Annotated in this window: 22 protein-coding genes and 1 pseudogene; 12 read left to right on the forward strand and 11 right to left on the reverse strand. The window is 56.1% G+C overall.

The window, feature by feature from the left end; all coding sequences use genetic code 11:
• Window positions 1-8 precede the first annotated feature (8 nt).
• The 3 genes from phnA to I9188_RS14110 all read left to right on the forward strand — a co-directional run bounded on the left by phnA (window position 9) and on the right by I9188_RS14110 (window position 4,179).
• A complete protein-coding gene (gene phnA, locus I9188_RS14100) occupies window positions 9-1,253 on the forward strand; it encodes a phosphonoacetate hydrolase (protein WP_209599639.1) in 1,245 nt (414 codons plus the stop codon).
• 3 nt (window positions 1,254-1,256) lie between these two features.
• Window positions 1,257-2,720 (forward strand): phosphonoacetaldehyde dehydrogenase, encoded by a 1,464-nt coding sequence (gene phnY / locus I9188_RS14105; protein ID WP_245220607.1) that lies wholly within the window; start codon window positions 1,257-1,259, stop codon window positions 2,718-2,720.
• Between the two features lie 106 nt (window positions 2,721-2,826).
• The gene (locus I9188_RS14110; RefSeq protein ID WP_209506812.1) at window positions 2,827-4,179 is read left to right on the forward strand and encodes an aspartate aminotransferase family protein; all 1,353 of its coding nucleotides are present in this window, start codon (window positions 2,827-2,829) and stop codon (window positions 4,177-4,179) included.
• 529 nt (window positions 4,180-4,708) lie between these two features.
• Here I9188_RS14110 and I9188_RS14115 read toward each other — a convergent pair.
• From I9188_RS14115 to pobA, 8 genes and pseudogenes are all read right to left on the reverse strand, one after another.
• Window positions 4,709-5,257: pseudogene (locus I9188_RS14115) on the reverse strand (IS5/IS1182 family transposase); the annotation flags it as partial.
• Window positions 5,258-5,947: 690 nt separating this feature from the next.
• Complete coding sequence (locus I9188_RS14120; RefSeq protein WP_209506813.1) at window positions 5,948-7,009, reverse strand: 3-carboxy-cis,cis-muconate cycloisomerase; 1,062 nt, start codon at window positions 7,007-7,009, stop codon at window positions 5,948-5,950.
• A 66-nt stretch (window positions 7,010-7,075) separates the two neighbouring features.
• Window positions 7,076-7,897 (reverse strand): 3-keto-5-aminohexanoate cleavage protein, encoded by an 822-nt coding sequence (locus I9188_RS14125; protein WP_209599640.1) that lies wholly within the window; start codon window positions 7,895-7,897, stop codon window positions 7,076-7,078.
• Window positions 7,898-7,945: 48 nt separating this feature from the next.
• Entirely contained in the window at window positions 7,946-8,563 is a 618-nt protein-coding gene (gene pcaG / locus I9188_RS14130) for a protocatechuate 3,4-dioxygenase subunit alpha (RefSeq protein WP_209506815.1), read from the reverse strand.
• A gap of 2 nt (window positions 8,564-8,565) precedes the next feature.
• Window positions 8,566-9,294, reverse strand: coding sequence for a protocatechuate 3,4-dioxygenase subunit beta (gene pcaH, locus I9188_RS14135; RefSeq protein WP_209506816.1), 729 nt, complete (start codon window positions 9,292-9,294; stop codon window positions 8,566-8,568).
• 52 nt (window positions 9,295-9,346) lie between these two features.
• On the reverse strand, window positions 9,347-9,724 hold the full coding sequence (gene pcaC / locus I9188_RS14140; protein ID WP_209506817.1) for a 4-carboxymuconolactone decarboxylase: 378 nt from the start codon (window positions 9,722-9,724) through the stop codon (window positions 9,347-9,349).
• Window positions 9,717-10,505: a 3-oxoadipate enol-lactonase gene (gene pcaD, locus I9188_RS14145; RefSeq protein ID WP_209506818.1), complete on the reverse strand. Its 789-nt coding sequence runs from the start codon at window positions 10,503-10,505 to the stop codon at window positions 9,717-9,719. Before pcaD ends, pcaC begins: the two co-directional genes overlap by 8 nt.
• Window positions 10,505-11,674, reverse strand: coding sequence for a 4-hydroxybenzoate 3-monooxygenase (pobA, locus tag I9188_RS14150; RefSeq protein ID WP_209506819.1), 1,170 nt, complete (start codon window positions 11,672-11,674; stop codon window positions 10,505-10,507). Before pobA ends, pcaD begins: the two co-directional genes overlap by 1 nt.
• Window positions 11,675-11,771: 97 nt before the next feature.
• Here pobA and pcaQ point away from each other — a divergent pair, with 97 nt between their 5' ends.
• The 9 genes from pcaQ (at window position 11,772) to I9188_RS14195 (ending at window position 21,188) form a co-directional block, all read left to right on the forward strand.
• Window positions 11,772-12,713: a pca operon transcription factor PcaQ gene (gene pcaQ, locus I9188_RS14155; protein ID WP_209506820.1), complete on the forward strand. Its 942-nt coding sequence runs from the start codon at window positions 11,772-11,774 to the stop codon at window positions 12,711-12,713.
• A 44-nt stretch (window positions 12,714-12,757) separates the two neighbouring features.
• The gene (locus I9188_RS14160; RefSeq protein WP_209506821.1) at window positions 12,758-13,465 is read left to right on the forward strand and encodes a class II aldolase/adducin family protein; all 708 of its coding nucleotides are present in this window, start codon (window positions 12,758-12,760) and stop codon (window positions 13,463-13,465) included.
• 197 nt (window positions 13,466-13,662) lie between these two features.
• A complete protein-coding gene (locus I9188_RS14165) occupies window positions 13,663-14,688 on the forward strand; it encodes a LacI family DNA-binding transcriptional regulator (protein WP_209506822.1) in 1,026 nt (341 codons plus the stop codon).
• 93 nt (window positions 14,689-14,781) lie between these two features.
• Window positions 14,782-16,086, forward strand: a complete 1,305-nt coding sequence (locus tag I9188_RS14170) for a sugar ABC transporter substrate-binding protein (RefSeq protein WP_209506823.1) — start codon at window positions 14,782-14,784, stop codon at window positions 16,084-16,086.
• 106 nt (window positions 16,087-16,192) lie between these two features.
• Complete coding sequence (locus tag I9188_RS14175) at window positions 16,193-17,059, forward strand: sugar ABC transporter permease (protein ID WP_209506824.1); 867 nt, start codon at window positions 16,193-16,195, stop codon at window positions 17,057-17,059.
• A gap of 12 nt (window positions 17,060-17,071) precedes the next feature.
• Window positions 17,072-17,902 carry a carbohydrate ABC transporter permease gene (locus tag I9188_RS14180; RefSeq protein ID WP_209506825.1) on the forward strand — a complete coding sequence of 277 codons (831 nt, stop codon included), beginning with the start codon at window positions 17,072-17,074 and terminating at the stop codon, window positions 17,900-17,902.
• 12 nt (window positions 17,903-17,914) lie between these two features.
• Window positions 17,915-18,919 carry an ABC transporter ATP-binding protein gene (locus I9188_RS14185; RefSeq protein WP_209506826.1) on the forward strand — a complete coding sequence of 335 codons (1,005 nt, stop codon included), beginning with the start codon at window positions 17,915-17,917 and terminating at the stop codon, window positions 18,917-18,919.
• Window positions 18,916-19,689 (forward strand): L-iditol 2-dehydrogenase, encoded by a 774-nt coding sequence (locus I9188_RS14190; protein WP_209506827.1) that lies wholly within the window; start codon window positions 18,916-18,918, stop codon window positions 19,687-19,689. The genes I9188_RS14185 and I9188_RS14190 overlap by 4 nt, the downstream gene beginning before the upstream one ends.
• Entirely contained in the window at window positions 19,689-21,188 is a 1,500-nt protein-coding gene (locus tag I9188_RS14195) for a mannitol dehydrogenase family protein (RefSeq protein ID WP_209506828.1), read from the forward strand. Before I9188_RS14190 ends, I9188_RS14195 begins: the two co-directional genes overlap by 1 nt.
• A 111-nt stretch (window positions 21,189-21,299) precedes the next feature.
• Here I9188_RS14195 and I9188_RS14200 read toward each other — a convergent pair whose 3' ends face one another.
• The 3 genes from I9188_RS14200 to I9188_RS14210 are packed head-to-tail and all read right to left on the reverse strand — an operon-like array spanning window position 21,300 to window position 23,861.
• Entirely contained in the window at window positions 21,300-21,515 is a 216-nt protein-coding gene (locus tag I9188_RS14200) for an EamA family transporter (RefSeq protein ID WP_209506829.1), read from the reverse strand.
• Complete coding sequence (gene argE / locus I9188_RS14205) at window positions 21,516-22,673, reverse strand: acetylornithine deacetylase (RefSeq protein ID WP_209506830.1); 1,158 nt, start codon at window positions 22,671-22,673, stop codon at window positions 21,516-21,518.
• A 3-nt stretch (window positions 22,674-22,676) separates the two neighbouring features.
• Window positions 22,677-23,861 carry a M24 family metallopeptidase gene (locus I9188_RS14210; RefSeq protein ID WP_209506863.1) on the reverse strand — a complete coding sequence of 395 codons (1,185 nt, stop codon included), beginning with the start codon at window positions 23,859-23,861 and terminating at the stop codon, window positions 22,677-22,679.
• Between the last annotated feature and the right edge of the window lie 439 nt (window positions 23,862-24,300).

The raw sequence follows: 24,300 nt of genomic DNA on the forward strand, positions 1-24,300 counted from the left end.
AAACACAGATGACCATTCAAACCCCTGTCGAAGCAAATGAGCGTGTCTACCCGACGCCGAAGGTGCCCGCTATTGCCATCTGCCTTGATGGATGTGAACCAGAATACCTCGACGTGGCGATTGCGAAAGGGCTGATGCCCAACCTCAAACGAATGCGGGAGGAAGGTACGGACCGTCTGGCGCATTCTGTTATCCCGTCGTTCACCAACCCCAACAATCTTTCGATTGCCACCGGGCGTCCGCCGATCGTGCATGGAATCTGCGGCAACTACCTTATCGATCCCGATACTGGTGAAGAGGTGATGATGAACGATGTCCGCTTCTTGCGCGCGCCGACCATCTTCTCGCAGTTCTATGATGCAGGTTTCCGAGTGGCGATGGTAACCGCCAAGGACAAGCTTCGCGCGCTGCTTGGTGCTGGGCTGAAGTTTGACGAGGGCAGGGCGGTTGCATTCTCTTCTGAGCGTTCGGGTGAAACGACGCTTGAGGAACATGGCATCGACAATGCCAGCAAGTGGCTGGGCATGGATGTGCCCGAGGTATACTCGGCCGAGCTGTCGGAATTCGTTTTTGCTGCTGGCGTCAAGCTGCTGAAAGAGTTCAAGCCCGACGTCATGTATTTGTCGACCACCGACTATATCCAGCACAAGTTTGCACCCGATCAAAAGGGCGCATTGGATTTTTACGCCATGTTTGACCGCTATCTGGGCGAGTTGAACGCATTGGGGGCCGCCATCGTGGTGACGGCTGATCACGGCATGAAGCCAAAGCACTTGGCAGATGGATCCCCTTCGGTCGTCTATGTGCAGGATCTGATGGACGAATGGCTGGGCAAGGATGCGGCACGAGTCATCCTTCCGATCACTGACCCCTATGTCGTGCATCATGGTGCACTGGGTTCGTTCGCGACCGCTTATCTGCCGGATGGCGCGGATCAGGGCGACATCATTGCCAAACTCAAGGCGACCAGCGGCATCACTCATGTTATGACCAAGGCCGAGGCGATCGAGCAATTCGAATTGCCGGGCGACCGCATTGGCGACATTGTTATGGTTTCTGGTGAAAACATCTGCATCGGCACGTCCGAGCACCGCCATGACCTTGCGGCCCTGAAGGAACCGCTGCGCAGCCATGGTGGTTTGACGGAACAAGAAGTTCCCTTCATCGTGAACCGTGTCATCGACCTGCCGAACCAACCCGTGCTGCGCAACTTTGATGCCTTTTTCTACGCAACTACAGCGGCGGCACAGTAAGCCATGAAAGACCAGACCATGTCGAAAATCGAAGTTCGTAACGAAGGAATGCGGATCGGTGGCGAGATCGTCTTTACCGATGAAACCATTCCCGTTCTCTACCCGTACACAAACGAAGTTGTGGGTCATGTTCCCGCCGGCGCCGCAGAACATGCACGCAGGGCTTTCGAAATCGCGGCGAATTACAAACCTAAACTGACCCGGTACGAGCGCAGCCAGATTCTGCAGCGCGCAGGCGAGCTGATCGGCGAGAAACGCGATTACCTTGCGAAATGGCTCACGTTGGAGTTGGGCATTTGCCACCAGCATGCGATCTACGAAACCAAGCGCGCGCAGGACGTGTATCAATTCGCGGCGGCCGAGGCATTGAAGGATGATGGTGAGATCTTCTCCTGCGACCTGACCCACAACGGCAAGGCCCGCAAGATTTTCACCACCCGAGAGCCGGTGAAAGCAATCAGTGCGATTACGCCGTTCAATCACCCGTTGAACATGGTCAGCCACAAGATCGCGCCGTCGATTGCCACCAACAATTGCATGGTTTGCAAACCGACCGAGCTGACGCCGCTGACCGCGCTGACACTAGCTGACATACTTTATGAAGCAGGCCTGCCACACGAGATGTTCCAGGTGGTGACCGGCTGGCCGGCTGACATTGGCGATGAGATGATCACCAATGAACATATCGACATCATCACCTTCACAGGGGGTGTGCCGGTGGGCAAGATGATCGCCGAAAAAGGCGTCTACAAGCGTCAGGCGCTGGAACTTGGCGGCAACGACCCTTTGATCGTTCTGAATGACCTCAGCGATGCGGATTTGGACAAGGCGGCAGCCATTGCGGTGGCGGGGGCTACCGGAAATTCCGGCCAGCGGTGCACGGCGGTCAAGCGCATTCTCGTGCAGGAAAGTGTGGCCGACAAGTTCGTGCCGCTGGTTCTGGAGAAGGCCAAGAAGATCAAATTCGGCGATCCGCAGGACCCCGAGACCGAGCTGGGGTGCGTGATCCACGACAAAGCCGCAGAGATATTCGAGAACCGCGTTCTTCAGGCTGAAAAAGAGGGTGCAGAAATCCTGTATCATCCGGGCCGTCAGGGCGCATTGCTGCCGCCTATCGTCGTCGACAAGGTTCCCCATGACAGCGAGCTGGTGATGGAAGAAACTTTCGGTCCTATCGTGCCAATCGTACGCGTGCCAGACAACGATGAAGAGGTGATGGCGATCTCGAATTCGACCGAGTTCGGCCTGTCTTCGGGGGTATGCACCAATGACCTGAACCGGGCCATCGCCTTTATCAACGGATTGAATGTCGGCACCTGCAACATCTGGGAACAGCCGGGTTACCGCATTGAAATGTCACCCTTTGGCGGCATCAAGGACAGCGGAAACGGGGTGAAAGAGGGCGTTATCGAGGCGATGAAGTTCTTCACCAACGTCAAAACCTATTCGCTGCCCTGGCCCAACTAAACCTTGCGTCCTTTCCCCACAAACGGGAAGGGCGCCTCAATTCCTCCCTGATACTGGCGGGTCTTTTGGGGCCCGCATCTTTTGATGACAGAAACGAGGAGCGGACATGCCACAGATTGTCCACACGGAAGGGGAATCAAACACATCCGAAGCGCGCAAGGCATGGTTGCGAAAGTCCATGGGACCGAAGTCGACACCTCTGCTCAAACGCGATGCGGATGTGTTCCTGCATCAATCTCTGTCATCACCCTGCGTTAGCACTATTGCAAAGGCCGAGGGGATCTGGATCGAGGATATGGAGGGTCGCCGGTACATGGATTTCCATGGCAACTCGGTGCATCACATAGGCTACGGGCACCCGCGTCTGGTAGCCGCAATCAAGGCACAGCTTGACGATCTTCCTTTCGCGCCCCGCCGTTTTACCAATGATCCGGCAGTGGATTTGGCGGAAAAACTGGCAGATATCGTGCCTGGCGATCTTGGGAAAATGCTCTTTACCACCGGCGGTTCTGACGCCAACGAGGTTGCCCTCAAGATCGCGCGCGCCGCTACCGGTCGGTTCAAAACGATCAGCTTCTGGGATGCCTTCCATGGTGCGGGTTTCGGCGCGGCAAGCGTCGGTGGCGAGGCGACGTTCCGCAGCCATATAGCGGGGCCCCTCTTGTCAGGTACTGAACATGTCGCGCCTTTCGCCTGTTATCGGTGCCCCTACAATCACGCGGGACCGGAAACCTGCGGGTTGGCCTGCGCGAAAATGGTCGAATATGTCCTGGAGCGTGAAGGAGATGTGGCGGCGGTCATAGCTGAACCCATGCGTGCGGTGCCCTATGTGCCACCACCGGGGTTTTGGAGATCCGTGCGCGAGGCGTGCAATCGTCACGGCGCGCTATTGATCATGGATGAAATCCCGACCGGCCTTGGCAAGACCGGCAGGATGTTCGCCTTTGAACATGACGAGATCATTCCCGATATTGTGACGCTTGGAAAAGCGCTTGGCGGTGGCATCCTGCCAATTGCCGCCTGTGTTGCCCGCAAACAGCTGGACGTCTGCGGAGATTTTGCCATAGGTCATTACACACACGAAAAGAACCCGGTCACCGCACGGGCCGCTTTGACAACACTTCAGATCATCGAAGATGAGGGGTTGGTTCATCGGTCGGCCACGCTGGGGGAGCACGCAATTAGCCGTCTTATGGACGAACTTCAGAACGTTCCCACCGTCGGAGACATCCGGGGAAGGGGTTTGATGTTCGGGGTCGAAATCGTCGATGATCGCGCCGACAAAACGCCGGGTAATGCGCGTGCTGAACGGATTTACTATGCCTGTCTGGAGGCCGGTTTGAGTTATAAGATCAGTCAGGGATGCGTTCTGACATTGTCGCCGCCGCTGACCATCTCGCAATCGGATCTGGACCACGCAATCGACATTGTGGTTGCTGCGATCAAGGCCGAGAGTTGACGCGTCGGAACAGTCAGTCTCAGCTGTTGTGAAACGGGGCTAGCCGGGACAGCATCGAAGGTTCCAAAGTACGGTTTGCGAATACGAGTTCGATGGTGCTCGGCGTACAACGGATTTTGGGTTTGGCCGATGGCGTTGTAATATCCAAATGCACTTAGCCCTCAAACGCCGACAAAGCGACGGAGAAAGGCAGAAACTTCAATTCGGACATTGGCGCAACTGAAACAGACCAAACTGGCGGAATTTCAGAAACTCAATATCAACAGAGCGGGGTCTTTCATGGTACCGAATGTATTTCAGAAGCTGAAGGACCTTTTGTTACTGCGCTCTATAGACAGCAGGCCGTCGTCTTTGCAAAAAAATGTAAAAAACTATGCAGATCAACAGGCGACTACATTCTACCTGCCATAGGTAATTCGGACTGCCTATGTCGGCAAAGTCATTAGGCTGCCTGTCAGTCTGGCCCTGTTGCATAAACCAGATGATGGGCGCGTTTGGCCCTTCCTCGGACAGACGTATCCCACAGCCTCGTGGCCGGGATGCCGAGCGCGGTGTAGCGTTCAGGACGGCGATGCGGTCCTGGATCTCGGCGACCTGACGGTCGACATGCCTTGCCATGCGCCGTTGGCCCAGCAGTTTCACACACTGCATCTTCGCCTCGACACGGCTCCCACGATGGTATCCACTCCATCGTCGTCACAGGGCGCGGCCGAGGTATTTGACGTGCAGGGTTTTGTTGCGGGCCACGGCTCCAAAAGTGATCGTCTTCCAGGGCTTCGCGTTCTAGCCGGGTGGGATGACGGCAAGGGTACCGCTATCTGCAATCGCATCGAGCTACTTGCGCGGGTCGAAGGCACCATCTGCCGTGACTCCCCGGTGATCCAGACCGCTCGGATTTCAGCGTTTCCTCATCGATCCGAAGGTGGTTCTTGCGCCAGACCCGCCGTTTGGGGCCACGATGCTTACGGGAGTGCAACTCGCCTTCACCTTCGACCTTGATCCCGGTGCTGTTGATCAGCAGGTGCAGCGGCCCGTTGGATCTGTGATACGGGATGTTCATGGTCAGGGTCTTCCGGCGGCAATATTCCAAGCATGGCAGCGGCTTCGGTCACCGTCCCGGTCGAAACCACCGCTCGAAATGCCTCAACTTGTTTGAACGTGTCCTCCATGAGGTGTTGGTTTCTTTGACCTTGTGTTGGAACGATCGTTCTTCGCGCATTTCTGCGGGCGTGGCGACACGGTGATGACCTCAACTTCTTCGGAACATATCTCGGTGTAATCATGCGCCAGCATTGCATCGAAGCTCAAAGAGTCGCTGACCCCCAGAACAAAATCATCAGCTCTGCATTGATGCACGGCTCCGCCCCGGATCACGTACAGAAAGCCCTATCCTTCGCGTTGGTATCTTGGCAGTGATTTGGATTGGTCGCGGGGCAATCGCGATATTGCTCATTGAAACATGCCGCCAGGCCCACCGTGCTTGCCAGCAAACGGTCGTCATGCGTGTAACTCTTTGTGACGCGTTGCGAAGGTAATCCTTCGCCTGTCTTAACGTGATGAACAACCGCCGATACATCGGTAAGGACGAAGAGGGCCATCAACGGGACTTCCAAAGCGGCAGACAGTGACTGGAGCGTGGCAAGCGATGGTGACACTGATCCGCTTCCGACCCGGCCGAATGTACTGGCCGTTTGCCGCATGGGTTGATGGTTAAGTCGCAGGGACAATACAGTGCTCAAACGCTCCAATACTCAAAACGATAGTGCTGTCACTCCACCGGGCCGATCCGGTCAATCTGTTGCAGTAATGTATGGCAGCTGATCAGAGCCTGTCCCGTTGCCAGGATCATCTGGGGCAGGATCATCCATTCCAGCGTCCAGGCGGCACCGGATCTTTCCTGCTCGTGCACCAGTGCCTGATGCATTCCCGACAGTTGGATTGCGTTGAAACGGGCCAGAGCGACCAGCAGTTCCGCGCGGACCGGGTTGCGCTTGTGAGGCATCGCCGAAGATCCGCCGCCACCTGTCAGCGAAACCTCGTCCACCCCCTGCTGAGCCATGAGCGACACGTCCTGACCGATCTTTCCCAGCGCGCCCGTTATCAATGACAGCCATGAGGCAAATTCTGCAAGATTGTCCCGGCGGGTATGCCAGTTTGCATCGCAACTGATCAGGCCAAGCCTATGGGCCATATGATCTGCGATTGCCTGTCCGGATCCGTGCATCCCGGCGCGGTCGCCAACGGCGCCGCCAAGTTGCAGCACAAGCAATCTGGGCTGCAATTCGGTCAGGCGTTTCTGGTGATCGGCCAATGGCAACCGCCAGTTTTGCAGGCGCGTGGCAACTGTAATCTGCAATGCCGCCTGCATTCGGGTTCGCCCCATCATCACGCATTCGCCGTGTGCCTGTTCCAGCGCCACAAGCGCATCCGTCAGGTCTGAAAGACGGGCCGAAAACAACTCCAGAATGTCCTTGATTGACATAACCAGAGCGGTGTCGACAACATCCTGCGACGTCATCCCCTTATGCAGCGCCACGTGGCAATGATCAGGCAATGCTGCTTTGAGCGACCGCACCAGCGCGGGCACCACCACGCCATCCAATGCCGTCCCGTCGCGCAGCGCCTGCATGTCGGGACGGTGTTGTCGGATAAGTTTTGCCGCGGTATCCGCCACCTCTGCTGGTACGGAGCCGACGGCCGCCAAAGCCTCAGAATAAGCGGCCTCGACGGACAGCATGTGTCGCAGCTGAGCCTCTGTACCCAGCATCTCTGAGGTCTGTGGGTCCTCAAACAGCCCGCTGAGCCAGGGATGAGTGGAAAGCTGTTCCATCCTATTTGTGGCCTTTGAACTGAAGAGGGCGGATATCAATCGTCATGGCGCCATTCCTCCCTGCGCTCAAAGAGCCAAAATTTCGCGGGCCTGTTGCCAGGTGGCGACCGGACGTTCGTGCTTTGCGCATAGCTCGGTCACGCGATTGACCAGCGCAGCGTTCGAAGGCGCTAGTGTATTCCGATCCAGCCGGACATTGTCTTCCAAACCTGTCCGCGTGTGTCCGCCCGCAGCAATGGCCCATTCATTTACCACAATCTGGTTTGGACCGATCCCGGCGGCACACCATTCGGCATCCGGTGCGCGATCCTGCATGGATTTTACGTAGAAGTCGAACACGGCCCTGTCGACCGGCATCGCGTTTTTGACACCCATGACAAATTGAACATACAGCTTGCCATACAGCTTGCCTTCCTTGTGCAATCTGATCGCTTGCAGGATGTGGGACAGGTCAAACGCCTCGATCTCGGGTGTGACTTTGTATTTTTGCATCTCGGCTGATAGCCAGTCCACCAGATCGGGTGGATTTTCATAAACCCGGGTGGGAAAGTTGTTCGATCCAACCGACAGCGACGCCATGTCAGGTGACAGGGGCAGCATTCCGCCCCTGGCCTGGCCGGCGCCTGACCGCCCACCGGTGGAAAACTGGATGATCATTCCGGGGCAGTGTTTTTGCAAACCCTCTTTCAGGAGAGCGAATTTTTCGGGGTCGCTGCAGGGCGTCTGATCATCGTTGCGAACATGGGCGTGGACGATGCTGGCCCCGGCCTCGAACGCCTCTTGCGTGCTTTCGACCTGTTCCGCAACCGAGATCGGCACCGCGGGGTTGTTCTTCTTGGTGGGCAGGGAACCGGTGATAGCCACGCAGATGATGCAGGGTTTGGTCATGGTGATTTCCTGAATTAAGTGCTGCCTTGGAAAGACAGCACCAAGTAGTCAGATATCAAAAAAGACGGTCTCATCTTCGCCTTGTATCTTGATATCGAAGCGATAGACAACTTGACCGTCCCGATTGTTCCGTTTGGCCAGCAGCGTTGCGCGGCGGCGTTCCCATTCGATGAGATTAAGGACCGGGTCCTTGCTATTGGCCTCTGCCTCGTCCTCGAAATAGATACGCGTATTCAGGCCGACATTGATACCCCGGGCAACAACCCAAAGGTTGATATGAGGCGCTTGCTGGCCCACGTTTCGTCCCGGTGTCGGACCGGGTTTGACTGTGTCGAACGCCCATTCGCCGGTTTCAAAGTTGGTGATGACGCGTCCCCAGCCGCGAAAGCCGTCTTCGACATCGCCGCCGCCCTCAGGATGGGCATAGACGCCCCTGGCATTTGCCTGCCAAGCCTCAAGCAAAACATCCTTGATGGGCGATCCTGCCCCGTCCACGACCAGCCCTTCGACCCGAATACGCTCACCCTCGGCATTTGGTCCGGCTATGTCCCAGCCCAATTCCTGCCTGTAGATTTCGAATCCGGCAGCCCCGGGTGCCAGGCCGATATGGACGTAAGGCCCAGCTGTTTGCGAGGGGGTTTCCTTCAGATAATTAAGCTGTTGCATCTTCAGTTCCCCTCCAGACGGTTTTCAAACAGGGTCGAGCGCCGACCGCGCAAGACCACGTCTAATTTATAGGCGATGGTATCCAGTGGGATCGTTGAATTCATGTCGAGCCGTGAAATCAGGCGGCTGATCGCATCGGCGTCAGGAATAGTTTTCACGATCGGACACCTGTCGATCAGCGGGTCGCCTTCGAAATAGCATTGTGTGATCAGGCGTTGCGCAAAACCTGTTCCGAATATCGACATGTGGATATGGGCGGGACGCCAGCTGTTCACCCAATTGCGCCAGGGGTAGGCCCCGGGTTTTACGGTGCGGAAGAAATAATACCCGTTTTCATCTGTCAGGGTGCGGCCGCAACCACCGAAATTGGGATCGATCGGTGCCAGATAGGTATCTTTCTTGTGACGATAGCGCCCACCTGCATTCGCCTGCCAGATCTCCACCAACGTGTTTGGCACCGCACGTCCGTTTTCATCCAGCACCCTGCCGTGCAGAATGATACGCTCGCCAATCGGGCTTTCGCCGGGTTGCGCATAGTTCGAGATCAGGTCGTTATCCAGAGGGTCAACATCGTTGTGACCAAAAACCGGGCCGGTGACCTCACTGATCGAGTTTTGCAGCGAGATCAGCGAATATTGCGGTGAACGGGTCACGCTGGTCTTGTAGTCGGGCGTCAGCGCAGGTGGGTGCCACTCTCGGTCACGCTGGTAGAATTCACCTTGTTTCAACATTGTTGGATCACACTTCCTTTTTGTCTGACTCGGGTTTCTGCGCGTTTCCCATTCAGTCCTGTTCCATTTGATCATAGGTCAGTTTTGCCAGTTTGAGGGCCTGATTGGCGCGTGGCACGCCCGCGTAAATTGCGACGTGCTGAAACGCTTCAAGTACATCCCGCTTGCTGGCGCCGGTACGGGCTGTGGCGCGGATATGCATCGGGATTTCTTCGAAATTTCCCAACGCAGCCAGCAAAGCCAGCGTTAGCATGGATCTCTCTCGGTCACTGATCCCGTCCGAGGCCCAGACGGTACCCCACGCGCCTTCGGTGATAAGTGCCTGAAATGGATCGTCCAGATCAGACTTGGCGTCTTCGGCGCGATCCACATGGGCGTCGCCCAGAATTCTGCGGCGCACTCGCATACCGGACTCGTATTTGTCACTCATTGCGGTTCTCCATCAGGAAGGCGGACAAGTGTTCAGCATAGGTGGCGGGGGCTTCCACGCATGGCAGGTGCCCGGTGTTGGGTATTTCGGCATAGCGCGCCCCGGGGATCATAGCACAGGTCTGCCGGACCAGTTCGGGTGGGCAGGCGCGGTCATCTGATCCGGCGATGGCCAGAACTGGCAATCGCAGCGCCCGGGTCATGGGTTCGAGATCAGCATTTGCAATCGCGTTGCAGCATCCCAGGTACCCAGAAACAGGGGTACGTACCAGCATGTTGCGCCAAAGCAGCACGTTATCGGTTGCCCTGAAATCCGCTGCAAACCAACGGTCCAGAATTGCGTCAGCCACAGACTCGATGCCGGACGATCGGATTGCGCCCATCCGGTCACGCCACATCTGGGCCGTCCCCATTTTTGCGGCGGTGTTGGAAAGAACAAGGGCGCGGATCAGGTCTGGTCGGCGCGAAGCCAGCGCCTGACCGATCATGCCGCCATTCGACAGGCCGACAAACACCGTGTCGCGAACCCCGATATGGTCAAGAAACGCCTCGGCGTCATCTGTCAGCTCAGCCAAGCTGTAAAGCGCCTGAGGGCATTCCGACAGGCCGTGACCACGCAGATCGAACCGGATCAGGCGCAGCCTCTTGGGCAGCAAGGGCAAAACCTTGTCCCAAAGGCGCAGGTCAGTTCCCAGCGAGTTGGCAAACACCACAGGCGTGCCATCTGGATCGCCATCCTCACGCCAATGCAGGTGAATGTTATCCAGCGCCGCAATCTGCATCAGTAGGGCAGCCCGACGTAATTTTGTGCAAACACCGATTGGGCCTCTTTGTTTTCGCGCAGGAAATCAATGTCAGCCTTCTGCATTTTCAGGTCAAAGCCGTTCTGTTCCGGAAAACGGTGCAACAGGTTGGTCGTGGACCAGCTGAACCGCTCGGCTTTCCAGATCCGGGCCAGCGCTTTTTCGGAATAGCGGTCGATGCCTTCGCTGTCGTGGTCTTCATAGAATTGCAGCAGTGCGTTGTGCAGATAGTGGATGTCGCTTGCCGCTGTGTTAAGCCCCTTGGCCCCGGTGGGGGGCACGATATGCGCGGCATCCCCACACAGGAACAAACGGCCCCAGCGCATTGGTTCGGTCACGAAAGACCGCAGCGCCGCAATTGATTTTTCGACCGATGGCCCGGTGATCAGTGTCTCAGCATATTGCGCGGGGATCCTGCGTTTCAGTTCCTGCCAGAAGGCTTGATCAGTCCAGTCATCGGCACTGTCAGACAGCGAGCATTGAATGTAGTACCGGCTGAGGTTCTCATTGCGCATGGAACAAAGCGCAAAACCGCGTTCCGATCCGGCATATATCAGTTCGTCATGGACCGGGGGTGTTTCGGACAAAACGCCTAGCCAGCCAAATGGATAGACCTTTTCATATTCCCGGCGCACGGTCAGCGGGATGGTTTGACGCGACACCCCATGAAACCCGTCGCACCCGGCGACAAAATCGCAATCAATCCGGTGTCTGGTTCCATCCGCTTGATGCGTCACATAAGGCGTATCGCTGTCAGCCCCGTGAATCTGAACATCATCGGCGTTGAAAACGATCTTGCCGCCCATCGCATCGCGCGCATCATACAGATCACGGGTTACTTCCGTTTGTCCGTAAACAACCACGTGGCTGCCGGTCAGCTCTTTAAAGTTAATGCCGAATTCGATATCGCCGTATGAGATCACTGTGCCGTCATGGACAAAACACTCCTTGTCCATCCGCTCTGCTACACCGGCCTCGCGCATCAGTTCCACAAAACCGGTTTCCAGAATGCCGGCGCGAATGCGGCCCAGAACATATTCTCTGGTTTTGCGCTCTAACACGATGGTGTCTATGCCTTTGCGGTGCAACAACTGGCTGAGCAAAAGACCTGAAGGTCCACCGCCGATGATCGCGACCTGAACGCGCATGTTGGCTCTCCTGATTTCGCGTATCTAATAATTGAACGCCATTTCTCGATATGTAAAATGAGTTCTGCTGGGACTTAGTTGCCGGAATTGGAAAGTAATGATAGATCGCCGCATCAAAGTTAGGCATATTCAATGTTTTATTGAGATATGTCGCGAGAAAAGCCTGAAAGTTGCGGCAGAGAAGCTGTTTCTCACGCAACCGGCGATATCCAAGACGCTCAAGGAGCTTGAGGATATTCTGGGCACTGTGCTGTTGTCCCGTAACCGGTCCGGTGTTTCTCTGACACGGCAGGGCGAAGTGTTTCTGCATTTCGCAGAAATGTCGCTGGCCGCTTTGCAGCAAGGCTTTTCTGGTGTGGAGCAGATCGAGGCGCGGGGCAGAGCCAGTCTCCGGGTCGGGGTGCTGCCTTCGGCTGCGGCTCGCTTGATGCCAGCCGTTGCCACCGAATTTTCCGAACTTGCGGGCAATGCCCGACTGAGCGTTTTCGACGGTCCACATGGCCATTTGATGGAGCGTCTTCGTCTGGGAGATCTGGAGCTTGTTATCGGGCGTTTGGGTCGCCCTGAAACCATGCAGGGCATTTCCTTTACCCAGCTTTATGAGGAGAAGGTCGTCTTTGTCGTGCGCGCGGATCACCCACTGCTGAAAGCCCCCGATCTCAGGCGGATTACCGAGTGGCAAGTGCTTTACCCGCCTGAAGGATCGGCAATTCGGCCCTTGGTGGATCGCCTCATGATCGCGCATGGGATTGGTGAAATCGAAGATCGTCTGGAAACTGTCTCGGGTGCTTTCGGGCGGGTGTATACCCGGCAGACCGATGCGATCTGGATCATCTCGGCGGGGGTGGTTGCCAATGAAATCAGCGATGGCCACCTTGTGGCGTTGCCGTTTGATACGTCGATAACGCGCGGACCCGTTGGGCTGATGCGTCGGCCAGACCAGGTCCTGTCACCTCAGGCGCAGGTTTTCGGGTTGGCTTTGGACAATGCAATTGCAAGGTTGGGCTTGTCGGCTGATGGTGCGACCTCTGATAACTAAAGCTGGTCCATTCTGCCGGGGTGGCGCGAGGACAGGAGCACAAGATGGATGACAAGGAACGCAGAGTCCGCGAGGCGATTATCGAGAAATGCCTTTTTCTGAATTCCAGTGGTCTTAGCCAAGGCACATCCGGCAATATCTCGGCCCGATACGAGAACCGGATGCTGATCACACCCTCGGCGACGCCATATGACAAGCTGAACCCCGAGATGATCGTCTCAATGCCATTTGATGGAGAGTATGGGACCTGGGATGGCCCGCTCAAACCTTCGACCGAATGGCGGTTCCACTTCGACATTCTCAAGACCCGACCCGATATGGGCGCGGTGGTCCATGCACATCCGACCTATTGCACGGCGCTGGCGATTGCACACAAGGAAATTCCGGCAGCGCATTACATGGTTGCGGCCTTCGGTGGTACTAATGTTCGCTGCGCACCCTTTGCGCGCTTTGGAACGCCCGAGCTGTCGGAGCTGGCGATCGAAGCGCTGCAAGACCGAACCGCCTGCCTGCTTGGCAATCATGGGTCCATCGCCATGGGTGAGGATTTGGACAAGGCCATGTGGCGCGCGGTCGAACTGGAAACCATAGCCCGGCAGTATTACCTTTCTCTGGCCCTCGGTCCGGTGATCCTGACCGATGAACAGATTTCCGAAACGCTATCCGGTTTCGCTTCTTACGGTGTTCAGGGCGACTACAAGGATGTCGCAGCAGGTACTGCGCAGGAACAAGTTCCGTCTGAACAGACCTGACTGCCAAGTTGGCTGCGCTTAGGGGCGGTATATTGGGCTCAAGTCCAAAACGTCGCGACGTGATCAGGAGGTTTTCGCCTGTTCGCCGTTGGTGCCACGCATCTGGCCATTCGCGCGGATACGGCTGCCTATTGATTTATTGGCGCGCGTAAAGAAAATGTAAGGTCAAAGCAAAAGAGTTCCGCAAGCGGGTAGGTATGGCAAAAATAAGAAATATGGAGGAGTTCGCGGCCCTGAGCGGGATTTCTCGGCCAACGGTTTCCAAATATTTCCACGACCCGGAAAGCGTTCGTTCCTCTACGCGGGCGCGTATCGAAGAAGCTTTGGAAAAGTTCGATTACCGCCCCAACATCTATGCGGTGAACCAGAACCGAAAGCTGACCAAGAATATCGGCATCGTTGTTCCCTATCTAGCCGATCCTTTTTTTGCCGAGATGGCCAGATACCTTGAGCAGAGCTGTATTGCTGCCGGGTATCGTCCATCTCTTTTCAGCTCGCACGGTGAGCAGAAGCTGGAGAATGAAATTCTCGATAGTTTGCGCTCTCTGAAACCGGCGGGCGTGCTGTTTGCCCCATTAGGGCGTGCCTCGGACCGCGCTCACATCGAGAAGTTTTGCGCCGAGGTGCCGACGGTTCTGTTTGACAGCAACCTTGAAGGGTTGGGGGCCGCATTTATTGGATCGGACAATTTCAGTTTTGTGTCCCAAACCGTGGAATACATGACCCGGACGGGTGAACCTCCATCTTTCTTTGAAATGCGCACGCCAGCAAACCCAAACGCCAACAAGCGACGCAAGGCATATATCGAGGTAATGGAACGTCTGGGGTTCGAGCCCCATGTCATTAAAATCGATGGTGAAGGCTGGGCGTTTGAAGAGATCGGGCATCAAGGTGCTTTGAGGGTGTTGGAGAAAGGCGCTCTCAGGACGAATTCGGTTTTGTGCAGCAATGACCGCCTTGCGATCGGATTTCTGGCTGCTTGTTATGAGCAGGGGATTCGGGTTGGGCGAACGGAAGAATGCTCATTCCGTGTCGCATCAAATGACGACCACCCTTTTGCAAAATTTACGTGCCCATCGCTGACAACAGCTGCGCATGATTATGACAACGTGGCAGGATGCAGTGTGGACACCTTGTTTGAACTCATTGAAAGCGGGGGAAAATTTGATGATCGAACGGAAACTCTGTTTCCGGCACGGCTTGTTTTAAGAGAATCTGCGTGAATTAAAACTTAACGCGCGTAAAGTTATTATTGACGCCGCGACAATTTATAAACTAGGGTCTCTGTACAGCATCCAAGCTCAGGGAGGACAGGGATGTATTTGAAGAACGCACTTCGTGCGGCGACTGCGTTGACTTTCGTCGCTACGGCAGCAGCCCAAGCGGAAACCATCACGATCGCGACCGTCAACAATGGCGACATGATCCGGATGCAGGGCTACACAGACAACTTCACCAATGCGACCGGCATTGATGTCGAATGGGTGACGTTGGAAGAAAACGTTTTGCGTCAGCGCGTCACGACCGACATCACCACCAAAGGCGGTCAGTTCGACATCATGACCATCGGCATGTACGAAACCCCGATCTGGGGTGCGAACGGCTGGCTGGTACCGCTGGACGGTTTGTCCGATGAATATGATGTTGGCGATCTGCTGCCTGCGATGGCAGGAGGGTTGAGCCATGATGGCACGCTTTATGCTGCGCCGTTTTATGGCGAAAGCTCGATGATCATGTACCGCACCGACCTGATGGAAAAGGCCGGTCTGGAAATGCCCGAAGCACCCACATGGCAATTCATCCGTGAAGCTGCGGCTGCAATGACCGATCGCGACAACGACATCAACGGCATCTGCCTGCGTGGCAAGGCGGGCTGGGGTGAAGGTGGTGCCTTTATCACCGTAACCGGCAATTCTTTCGGTGCGCGCTGGTTCGATGAAAACTGGAAGCCGCAGTTCGATCAGCCCGAGTGGAAAGAGGCGCTGACGTTCTTCGTCGACATGATGAGTGAATCCGGCCCGGCTGGCTATGCAACAAACGGTTTCAACGAGAACCTGTCTTTGTTCCAGCAAGGCAAGTGCGGCATGTGGATTGACGCCACCGTCGCCGCGTCTTTTGTGACCAATCCGGACGACTCAACCGTAGCTGACAAGGTTGGTTTCGCACTTGCACCAAATTCGGAAGGCGTCGACAAGCGCGCCAATTGGCTTTGGGCTTGGGCGCTGGCGATCCCGGCGGGAACTCAGCAGGAAGATGCGGCCAAGCAGTTCATCGAATGGGCAACCTCGAAAGACTACATCGAGCTGGTGGCTGAAAACGAAGGTTGGGCCAATGTGCCTCCGGGCGCGCGGACCTCGCTTTATGAGAATGACAACTACAAGGAAGTCCCATTCGCAAAAATGACTCTGGAATCGATCCTGATGGCTGACCCGCAGAATTGCTGTGTGCAGCCGACGCCCTATACCGGTGTCCAGTTCGTGGCCATTCCGGAATTTGCAGGGATTGCCACACAGGTTAGTCAGGAATTCTCGGCCGTTTACGCCGGGCAGCAAACAGTGGATGAGGCGCTTGCCAAAGCGCAGGCCTTCACAGCAGAAGAGATGGAAGCCGCAGGGTACTGAGGCAACCTTCCCAGCAGGGGGCAGACGTTCTGTCCCCTGCTCCCACTTCCACAATTCGTGTTTTTCTCGCAGGCTGCCTTACGCCTGAACAGAGAGGTCTTGCACAATGGCAACCCAACATTCCAGATCAGTTGCACGCCTGATGATGGCACCCGCAGTGGTGCTGCTGCTTGGCTGGATGCTCGTGCCGCTGACGATGACCCTGTATTTTTCCTTCAAGAAGTATCTTCCCCTGCGAGGCGGTGATCTCGGATGGGTGGGTTTCGACAACTATATCCGATTTGTTTCGTCCAGCTCGTTCTGGCCCGCGGTACAGGCAACGCTTGTCATTGTGATCGGCGTGTTGGCGATTACGGTCATTCTGGGCATCCTGCTGGCGATGCTTTTAGATCAACCAATGTGGGGCCAGGGGGTGGTGCGCATCCTCGTTATTGCACCATTCTTTGTTATGCCGACTGTGTCGGCTCTGGTCTGGAAAAACATGTTCATGGACCCGGTCAACGGGTTGCTGGCCCATCTGTGGCGCTTTTTCGGGGCTGAACCGGTCTCGTGGTTGTCCGAAGCTTCAATGACCTCGATTGTCATGATCGTGTCGTGGCAATGGTTGCCATTTGCGACACTGATCCTTTTGACCGCAATTCAGTCACTGGACAGTGAGCAACTGGAAGCCGCTGAAATGGACGGCGCTCCGCCACTCAAGCGGTTCTACCACATCATTCTACCGCACCTGAGCCGTGCCATCACAATCGTAATCTTGATCCAGACAATCTTTCTGCTTTCGATCTTTGCCGAGATTTTCGTCACCACCGGCGGCGCATTCGGCACCCGTACACTCACCTACCTGATCTTCCAGCGCGTTTTGGAAAGCCAGAATGTCGGTCTCGGATCAGCCGGAGGTGTCTATGCCATCATTCTCGCCAATATCGTTGCGGTCTTCCTGATGCGCATCGTCGGCAAGAACCTGGACGCGTGAGGAGGTAAAACCATGGCCCGCACCGTCACAATCCAACGCAAGTCGCTGAACACTGCCCTGGCCTGGGCCGTCGGTCTGCTGATCTTTTTCCCGATCCTCTGGACCATCCTGACCAGCTTCAAAACCGAAGCACAGGCCATCGCAAGCCCGCCACTGTTCCTGAACTTCGACTGGACGCTTGAGAACTATGCTGTCGTGCAGGAACGCTCGAACTACATGCGTTTCCTTTGGAACTCGGTCATCATCGCAGGCGGGTCAACCCTGTTGGGTGTGATAATTGCTGTACCGGCAGCATGGGCAATGGCGTTTGTTCCTTCGAAACGTACAAAGGACATTCTGCTTTGGATGCTCTCGACTAAGATGTTGCCGGCGGTCGGTGTCCTTTACCCGATCTACCTGCTGTTCATTCGTCTGGGGCTACTTGATACACGAGGTGGGCTGGTCGTCGTGTTGATGCTGATCAACTTGCCGATCATTGTCTGGATGCTTTACACCTATTTCCGCGAAATTCCCGGGGAAATCCTTGAAGCCGCGCGGATGGATGGAGCGACACTGAAAGAGGAAATCCTGCACATCCTGACACCCATGGCTGTGCCGGGCATCGCTTCGACTGTTCTGCTGAACTTCATTCTTGCCTGGAACGAGGCATTCTGGACCCTCAACCTGACAGCCGTAGACGCGGCCCCGCTGACCGCATTTATCGCCAGCTATTCCAGCCCCGAGGGCCTGTTCTTTGCCAAGCTCAGCGCGGCTTCGACAATGGCGATTGCACCGATCCTGATCCTTGGCTGGTTTAGCCAGAAACAACTTGTCCGCGGCCTGACTTTTGGCGCTGTGAAATAAGGAAAACTTCTCATGGGACGTATTCAACTCAAGTCCGTGACCAAAAGCTTTGGCGACGTGCAGGTTATCCCGCCACTGGATCTGACCATCGAAGACGGAGAGTTCACGGTGTTTGTCGGACCATCGGGTTGCGGCAAGTCTACTTTGCTGCGCCTGATTGCGGGGTTGGAGGACATCACCTCGGGTTCCATCGACATTGACGGGGCCGACGCAACAAACGTACCACCCGCAAAACGCGGTTTGGCAATGGTGTTCCAGTCTTATGCCTTGTATCCGCATATGTCTGTTCGCAAGAACATCGCCTTTCCGTTGCGCATGGCAAAACTGGATCAGGCCGAAATCGACAAACGTGTGGAAGGGGCCGCGCAGGTTCTGAACCTGACCGACTATCTGGATCGCCGCCCCGGTCAGCTGTCCGGTGGCCAGCGCCAGCGTGTGGCCATCGGGCGTGCCATTGTCCGCGAACCCGCAGCGTTCCTGTTCGATGAGCCGCTGTCCAACCTGGACGCCGCGCTGCGCGTTGGCATGCGGTTGGAGATCAGCGAGTTGCACGAACGGCTGGCGACCACCATGATCTATGTGACCCATGATCAGGTCGAAGCGATGACGATGGCCGACAAGATCGTCGTGCTACAGGCAGGTGTGATCGAGCAGGTCGGAAGCCCGCTGGACCTGTATCGTACACCGCGGAACCTTTTTGTCGCCGGGTTCATCGGCTCGCCCAAGATGAACTTTATCGAAGGCGAAGAGGCTGCAAAACACGGCGCGCATACAATCGGTATCCGCCCCGAACATATTGCTGTGTCCGAGAGCGACGGAACCTGGAGCGGTGTTGTAGGCGTGTCCGAGCATCTCGGATCAGATACGTTTTTTCACATACATGAAACCGGTCTGGCGGAAACAATCACGGTGCGCGCGGACGGAGAGGTTGGATTTCGGCATGGCGACCACATCTACCTGACACCACGTGCCGACGTGCTTCATCGCTTTGACGCCCAAGGGCTACGGATCGAATGAAGCGACTGGACGGAAAAACCGCGCTCATCACTGGGGCTGCGCGCGGAATCGGGCTGGCCTTCGCAAAAGCTTACGTCGCCGAAGGCGCGCGTGTGGCCATTGCTGACATTGATATCGCGCGGGCGCAATCCGCAGCCTCGGAAATTGGTGACGCTGCAATAGCGGTCGAAATGAATGTCGCTGATCAGGACAGCATCGACAATGCTGTTGCATGCACTGTGGATCAATTCGGTCAGATTGATATTCTCATCAACAATGCCGCCGTTTTTTCAGCAGCGCCCATCACCGAAATCGATCGCGCCGATTACCAGCGTGTTTTCGATATCAATGTCTCTGGCACCCTGTTTACACTGCAGGCCGTTGCGCGACACATGATCGACGCCAATGTCAAAGGCCGGATCATCAATCTGGCCTCACAGGCCGGTCGGCGTGGCGAACCACTGGTCGCCGTTTACTGCGCCAGCAAGGCCGCCGTAATCTCTTTGACGCAGTCTGCGGGGCTCAATCTGATCGCCCACGGGATAAATGTGAATGCGATCGCACCCGGTGTTGTGGATGGAGAGCATTGGGACGGTGTGGACGCCTTCTTTGCGAAGTACGAAAACAAAAAACCCGGACAGAAGAAGCGCGAAGTTGCATCAGCGGTACCGTTCGGCCGTATGGGACGGGCCGAGGACTTGACCGGGATGGCTGTGTTTCTGGCGTCTGATGAAGCGGAATACATCGTGGCCCAGACTTACAATGTCGACGGCGGAAACTGGATGAGCTGATGACCCCTTTGGCGGACATAACACCGGTAGAGCTGCGCCTCGACCACCTTGGGGCGCTTCCGGCAGATATCAAGAAACCCGGATACCGACGTGAAGACCTGACCCCTGGAATTGTTCATATCGGACTTGGGAATTTTCACCGTGCGCATCAGGCATGGTACATACACAGGCTGATGCAAAAAGGGTTGGCCCTCGACTGGGCGATCATCGGGGCCGGTGTTCGGGCCTATGACGCGGACATGCGCGAAAAGCTGATTGGGCAGGACTGTTTGACAACTTTGATTGAGCTTGACCCGTCCGGTGTTTCGGCCGAAGTCATCGGCCCGTTGATCGACTATCTGCCCATTGAACCCCGAAATGCACCCCTGATCAGGAAAATGTCCGATCCCGCCATTCGGATCGTGTCCCTTACCGTTACTGAAGGCGGCTATTTTCTGGATGCCAAGTCGGGTGCTTTCGACACAGATCACGATGATATTCGACACGACGTGCAAAACCCGCAACAGCCTCGCACGGTCTTTGGTGCCATTGTGGCGGCACTTGGCAATCGCCGTGCCGCCGGGCATCTGCCCTTTACGGCATTAAGTTGTGACAACCTTCAGGGCAACGGTACCATCCTGCGCAATTGCGTTGTTGAACTGGCGCGCCTTACGGACCCTGATCTTGCGAATTGGATCGATCAGAACGGGGCGTTCCCGAATTCGATGGTGGATTGCATTGTTCCCGCCACCACTGATCATGTCCGATCCCAGACCCGCGCCCTGGGAATTGAAGACTGCGTTCCGGTTTCACACGAGAACTTTCGCCAATGGGTAATTGAAGATGATTTCTGCGCCGGGCGGCCGATGTTGGAAAAAGTCGGCGTAACGATCACCAAAGACGTGCACGCATTTGAAACCCTGAAACTGCGTATTCTGAACGGCGGGCACCAAATACTGGCGAATGTGGGCGAGGTTCTGAACATACCCACAATTTCGGACTGCATGAACGACCGGGAAATTTCGGCATTCTTTCTGAAAGTCCAGACCGAAGAAATTCTCCCTCATGCCAGTGCGGTTCCCGGGATGACGCCTGAACAGTATCTGGATCTGGTCAAACGCAGGTTTTCGAATACGGCTATTCATGACACGACGCGGCGCGTAGCCTTTGACGGGTCTGCACGCCACCCCGGATTCTTGCTTCCGTCCATTCGCGATGCTCTGGCCTCGGATACCACTGTTACTGGGCTGGCACTGGTTGAAGCTTTCTGGTGCCGGATGTGCGCCGGTCTGCGTGAGGACGGATCAGAGATTGCGCCCAATGATCCCATCTGGAGCGATTTGCAGAGTGCGGCCCTTGCCGCCAGGGAGCAACCCAAAAAGTGGCTTGAGGCAGCAAACCTGTACGGGAATACGGGATGTGAAACGCAGTTCGCAGAAGCCTTCGCACGCTGGTTGCCACGGATCTGGCAGCACGGATGCAGGACGGCGATCAAAAGCTATCTGAATGTGCTTTCCTGAGGGTTGTGATCTCGGTTCAGGTGGTTTCCATCGCTTCGATGGTCATGGTGATGGGAAGGAAACATCACGGCAATAAAGACCGAGTATTGCACTGCGCCAGCCAGCATCGGGTCATTTCGAGGGATCACGCCGCAGGGCAGGGCAGAACACCGCCAACAGCGGCAGAAGACACAGACCAGCCAAACCATAACGGATCGCAAGCATGGTCATTGGTTCCACAAAGGGCAACCCCAGCTTGGCAATACTGTAGCCACCCGCCCAGAACAACACGAACAGCACCGATGCACCCAACCAGAATATCGATACCGCGCGGGCCGAGGTCTTCATCTACGCCAGCTTCGAAGATATACGCCGAAGCATATCAAGGCATTGGGCCATCTGGTCGACCGAGACGTATTCATCGGGTTTATGCGCTTGATCGATTGATCCGGGGCCGCAGACAACGACGCTCATCCCCAACTGCTGGAATATCCCGGCCTCGGTGCCGAAGGGTACAACGTCCGCTCGGTTTGCCCCTGTCAGTTCCATCACAAGGTCACGCGCCTCGTTCTCGTCCATCGGCTCCAGCCCGTCGACCTCACCGATTATTTCGGTCTTGATACCGGCATCGGGGTGAACAGCCTGCATTGCCGGGATCAGGGATTGCGCGCAAAACCGGTGTAGTTCGTCTTTGACGTAATCCGCATCCGCCTTGTGCACTGGTCGCATCTCCCAATCGACCCGCGCCTTACCGGGGATTACATTATGGGCCACCCCACCCACCAGCGAACCGGTGTTGATTGTTGTCCATGGCGGGTCGAACGGGCTGTTTGCCGGTGCTCTCCCTTGCAAATCAGCTTTCAGCGCAAGCAGTTTCGACACGTATTGCACTGCGTATTCGACTGCGTTTACACCGCGCTCGGGGGCCGAGCCATGGCCTTCGAACCCGGTAAAATGCGCTGTATATTCATAGCAGCCCTTATGGCCTTCGATGATGCGCATCGAGGTGGGTTCCCCGATGATGACCACAGCGGGTTTGATCGCTTTCTCCCGCAGGGTCTTGGCCAAAGCCTGCGCGCCAAAACAGCCGATTTCCTCGTCATAGGTAAAGGCGAAATGCACCGGGCGCTGAAGGTCCAGCTTTGCGTAATACGGGGCCATGATGACTGCCGCCGCGATAAACCCTTTCATATCGCAGGTGCCGCGACCAAACCACTTGCCGTCCCGCTCCTCCATCACGAACGGGTCCGAGGACCAGTCCTGATCGGCAACAGGCACTACATCGGAATGGCCTGAGAGAACGATACCACCGTCGCGCTTGGGGCCCAATGAAGCAAAAAGATTGGCTTTCGTACCGGTTTCGTCATGCCATATTTCCACCTCTGCACCGCAATCGCTCAACCGGTCCGCGAGGTGCTTGATCATGTCCAGGTTGCTGTCTGACGAAACCGTGGGGAAGCCGATCAGTTCGCCCAGCAGGGTCTTGGCGTCTTCGAGGGTGCTCAAGGCTTAGTCTTTCACAAAGAGCTTTCGCTCGATATTGCATAGGGCTTCGGCTGGGGCGTTTTCGGTGATAAGAATGGTTTCCGTGGTCTCAAGGCCCCAGCTGTCCATCCACAGCGCAGGCATGAAATGGAAAACCATACCTGGTTGCAGAATGGTCTCGTCTTCGGCGCGGATCGACGCTGTCCGTTCGCCCCAATCTGGCGGATAGCTCAGGCCGATAGGATATCCCATGCGCCCCTCCCGTTCGAGTCCGTGACGGGCAAGAACCTTTAGAAAAGCGTTTGCAATGTCGCTGGTCCGATTGCCAGCCCGGGCAGCCTCTAGACCCGCCGCTATCCCTTCGATCTGCGCGCGTTCCGCGTCCCGCATTTCTGGCGGCGGAGTGCCAAGAAATACTGTGCGGCAAAGCGGAGCGTGATAGCGCCGATAGCAGCCGGACAGTTCGAAAAATGTTGCTTCACCCTTCTTCATCGGTGCGCCATTCCATGTCAGGTGCGCGGCAGTGGCATCCAGCCCCGAGGGTGTCAAAGGGACAATGGCCGGGTAATCCCCCCAATCATCCTCAACCCCGGTAATCCCGGCATGAAAGATATCTGCGACAAGGTCGTTCTTGCGCACGCCCACTGCGGCGCGATCAATGGCCGTTTGGATTACTTTTTCCGAAATCCGGGCCGCCTTGCGAATAAAGACAATTTCTTCTTCCGACTTGATCAGGCGCTGCCAGTTAACCAGTGCCGTCGCATCCACCAGCGTTGCTTCTGGCAATTCCTTGCCCAAAACCTCGTGTGCCTTTGCGGAATAGTAATAGTTCTCCATCTCAACGCCGATACGGGCCGCGTCCAGCCCAAGCGCGCGAATGTGGCCAGCCAGATCCTGCATGGGATGGCGTATGGTTGATTGAACGTAGTGGTCAACATAGCCGCGAATGTTGTCCTTGGACATCCAGCATGTGCGCAACCCACCCAATGCATCCATCTGGCGTCCCCACCAAATCGGCTCTCCTTCCATGCCGAGCAATACGCCCTGATGCACATAAAAGGACCAACCATCATAGCCAGTCAGCCAAGCCTGGTTCGACGGGTCGGTGACAAACAGCAGTTCTAACCCCGCTTTTTCCATAGCACTTCGGGTTTTGGCGATCCTGCGGTCATATTCCGCTTGGCTGAAAGGGGCGTGTTCAATCGGCATGGCATCCTCGGCGGCTGGATATGACATGTACTTGAGCGCAATCTTACCAATTTGTACACAGATGAACTTGTGAGTGATACCTGAACCGCGACTCCTGTTAGAAGCCAATTGGTTGTTTGATGATACGATCACGCTGTGGGCACAGGGTATTCGCACTCGGCATCGAAAGACGCCGTAGAATAGAGCGTTGGAAGCACGCAAGGGTCCCAGTTCGGCGGACGGCGCGATTCCGAAAACCGCGCCAAAAACCATGAGCCCCCGAGGGTCGCGAAAAGCTCCTCGGACATCATCTGATCGCGGTTATCACGGGTCTCTCGGTTGCTTGTGCGGTTTTATGCTGCGCCAGAGCGAGGATCGGCATTTCTCCGCTGGATATGATTGCAATACGGCAACGGTGGCGCCTGATCTCGTGGGTGGCATGGTGCGTGGAGTAGGTGTC

This window comes from Ruegeria sp. HKCCSA071 (genome assembly GCF_017872555.1).
GTDB lineage: Bacteria > Pseudomonadota > Alphaproteobacteria > Rhodobacterales > Rhodobacteraceae > Ruegeria.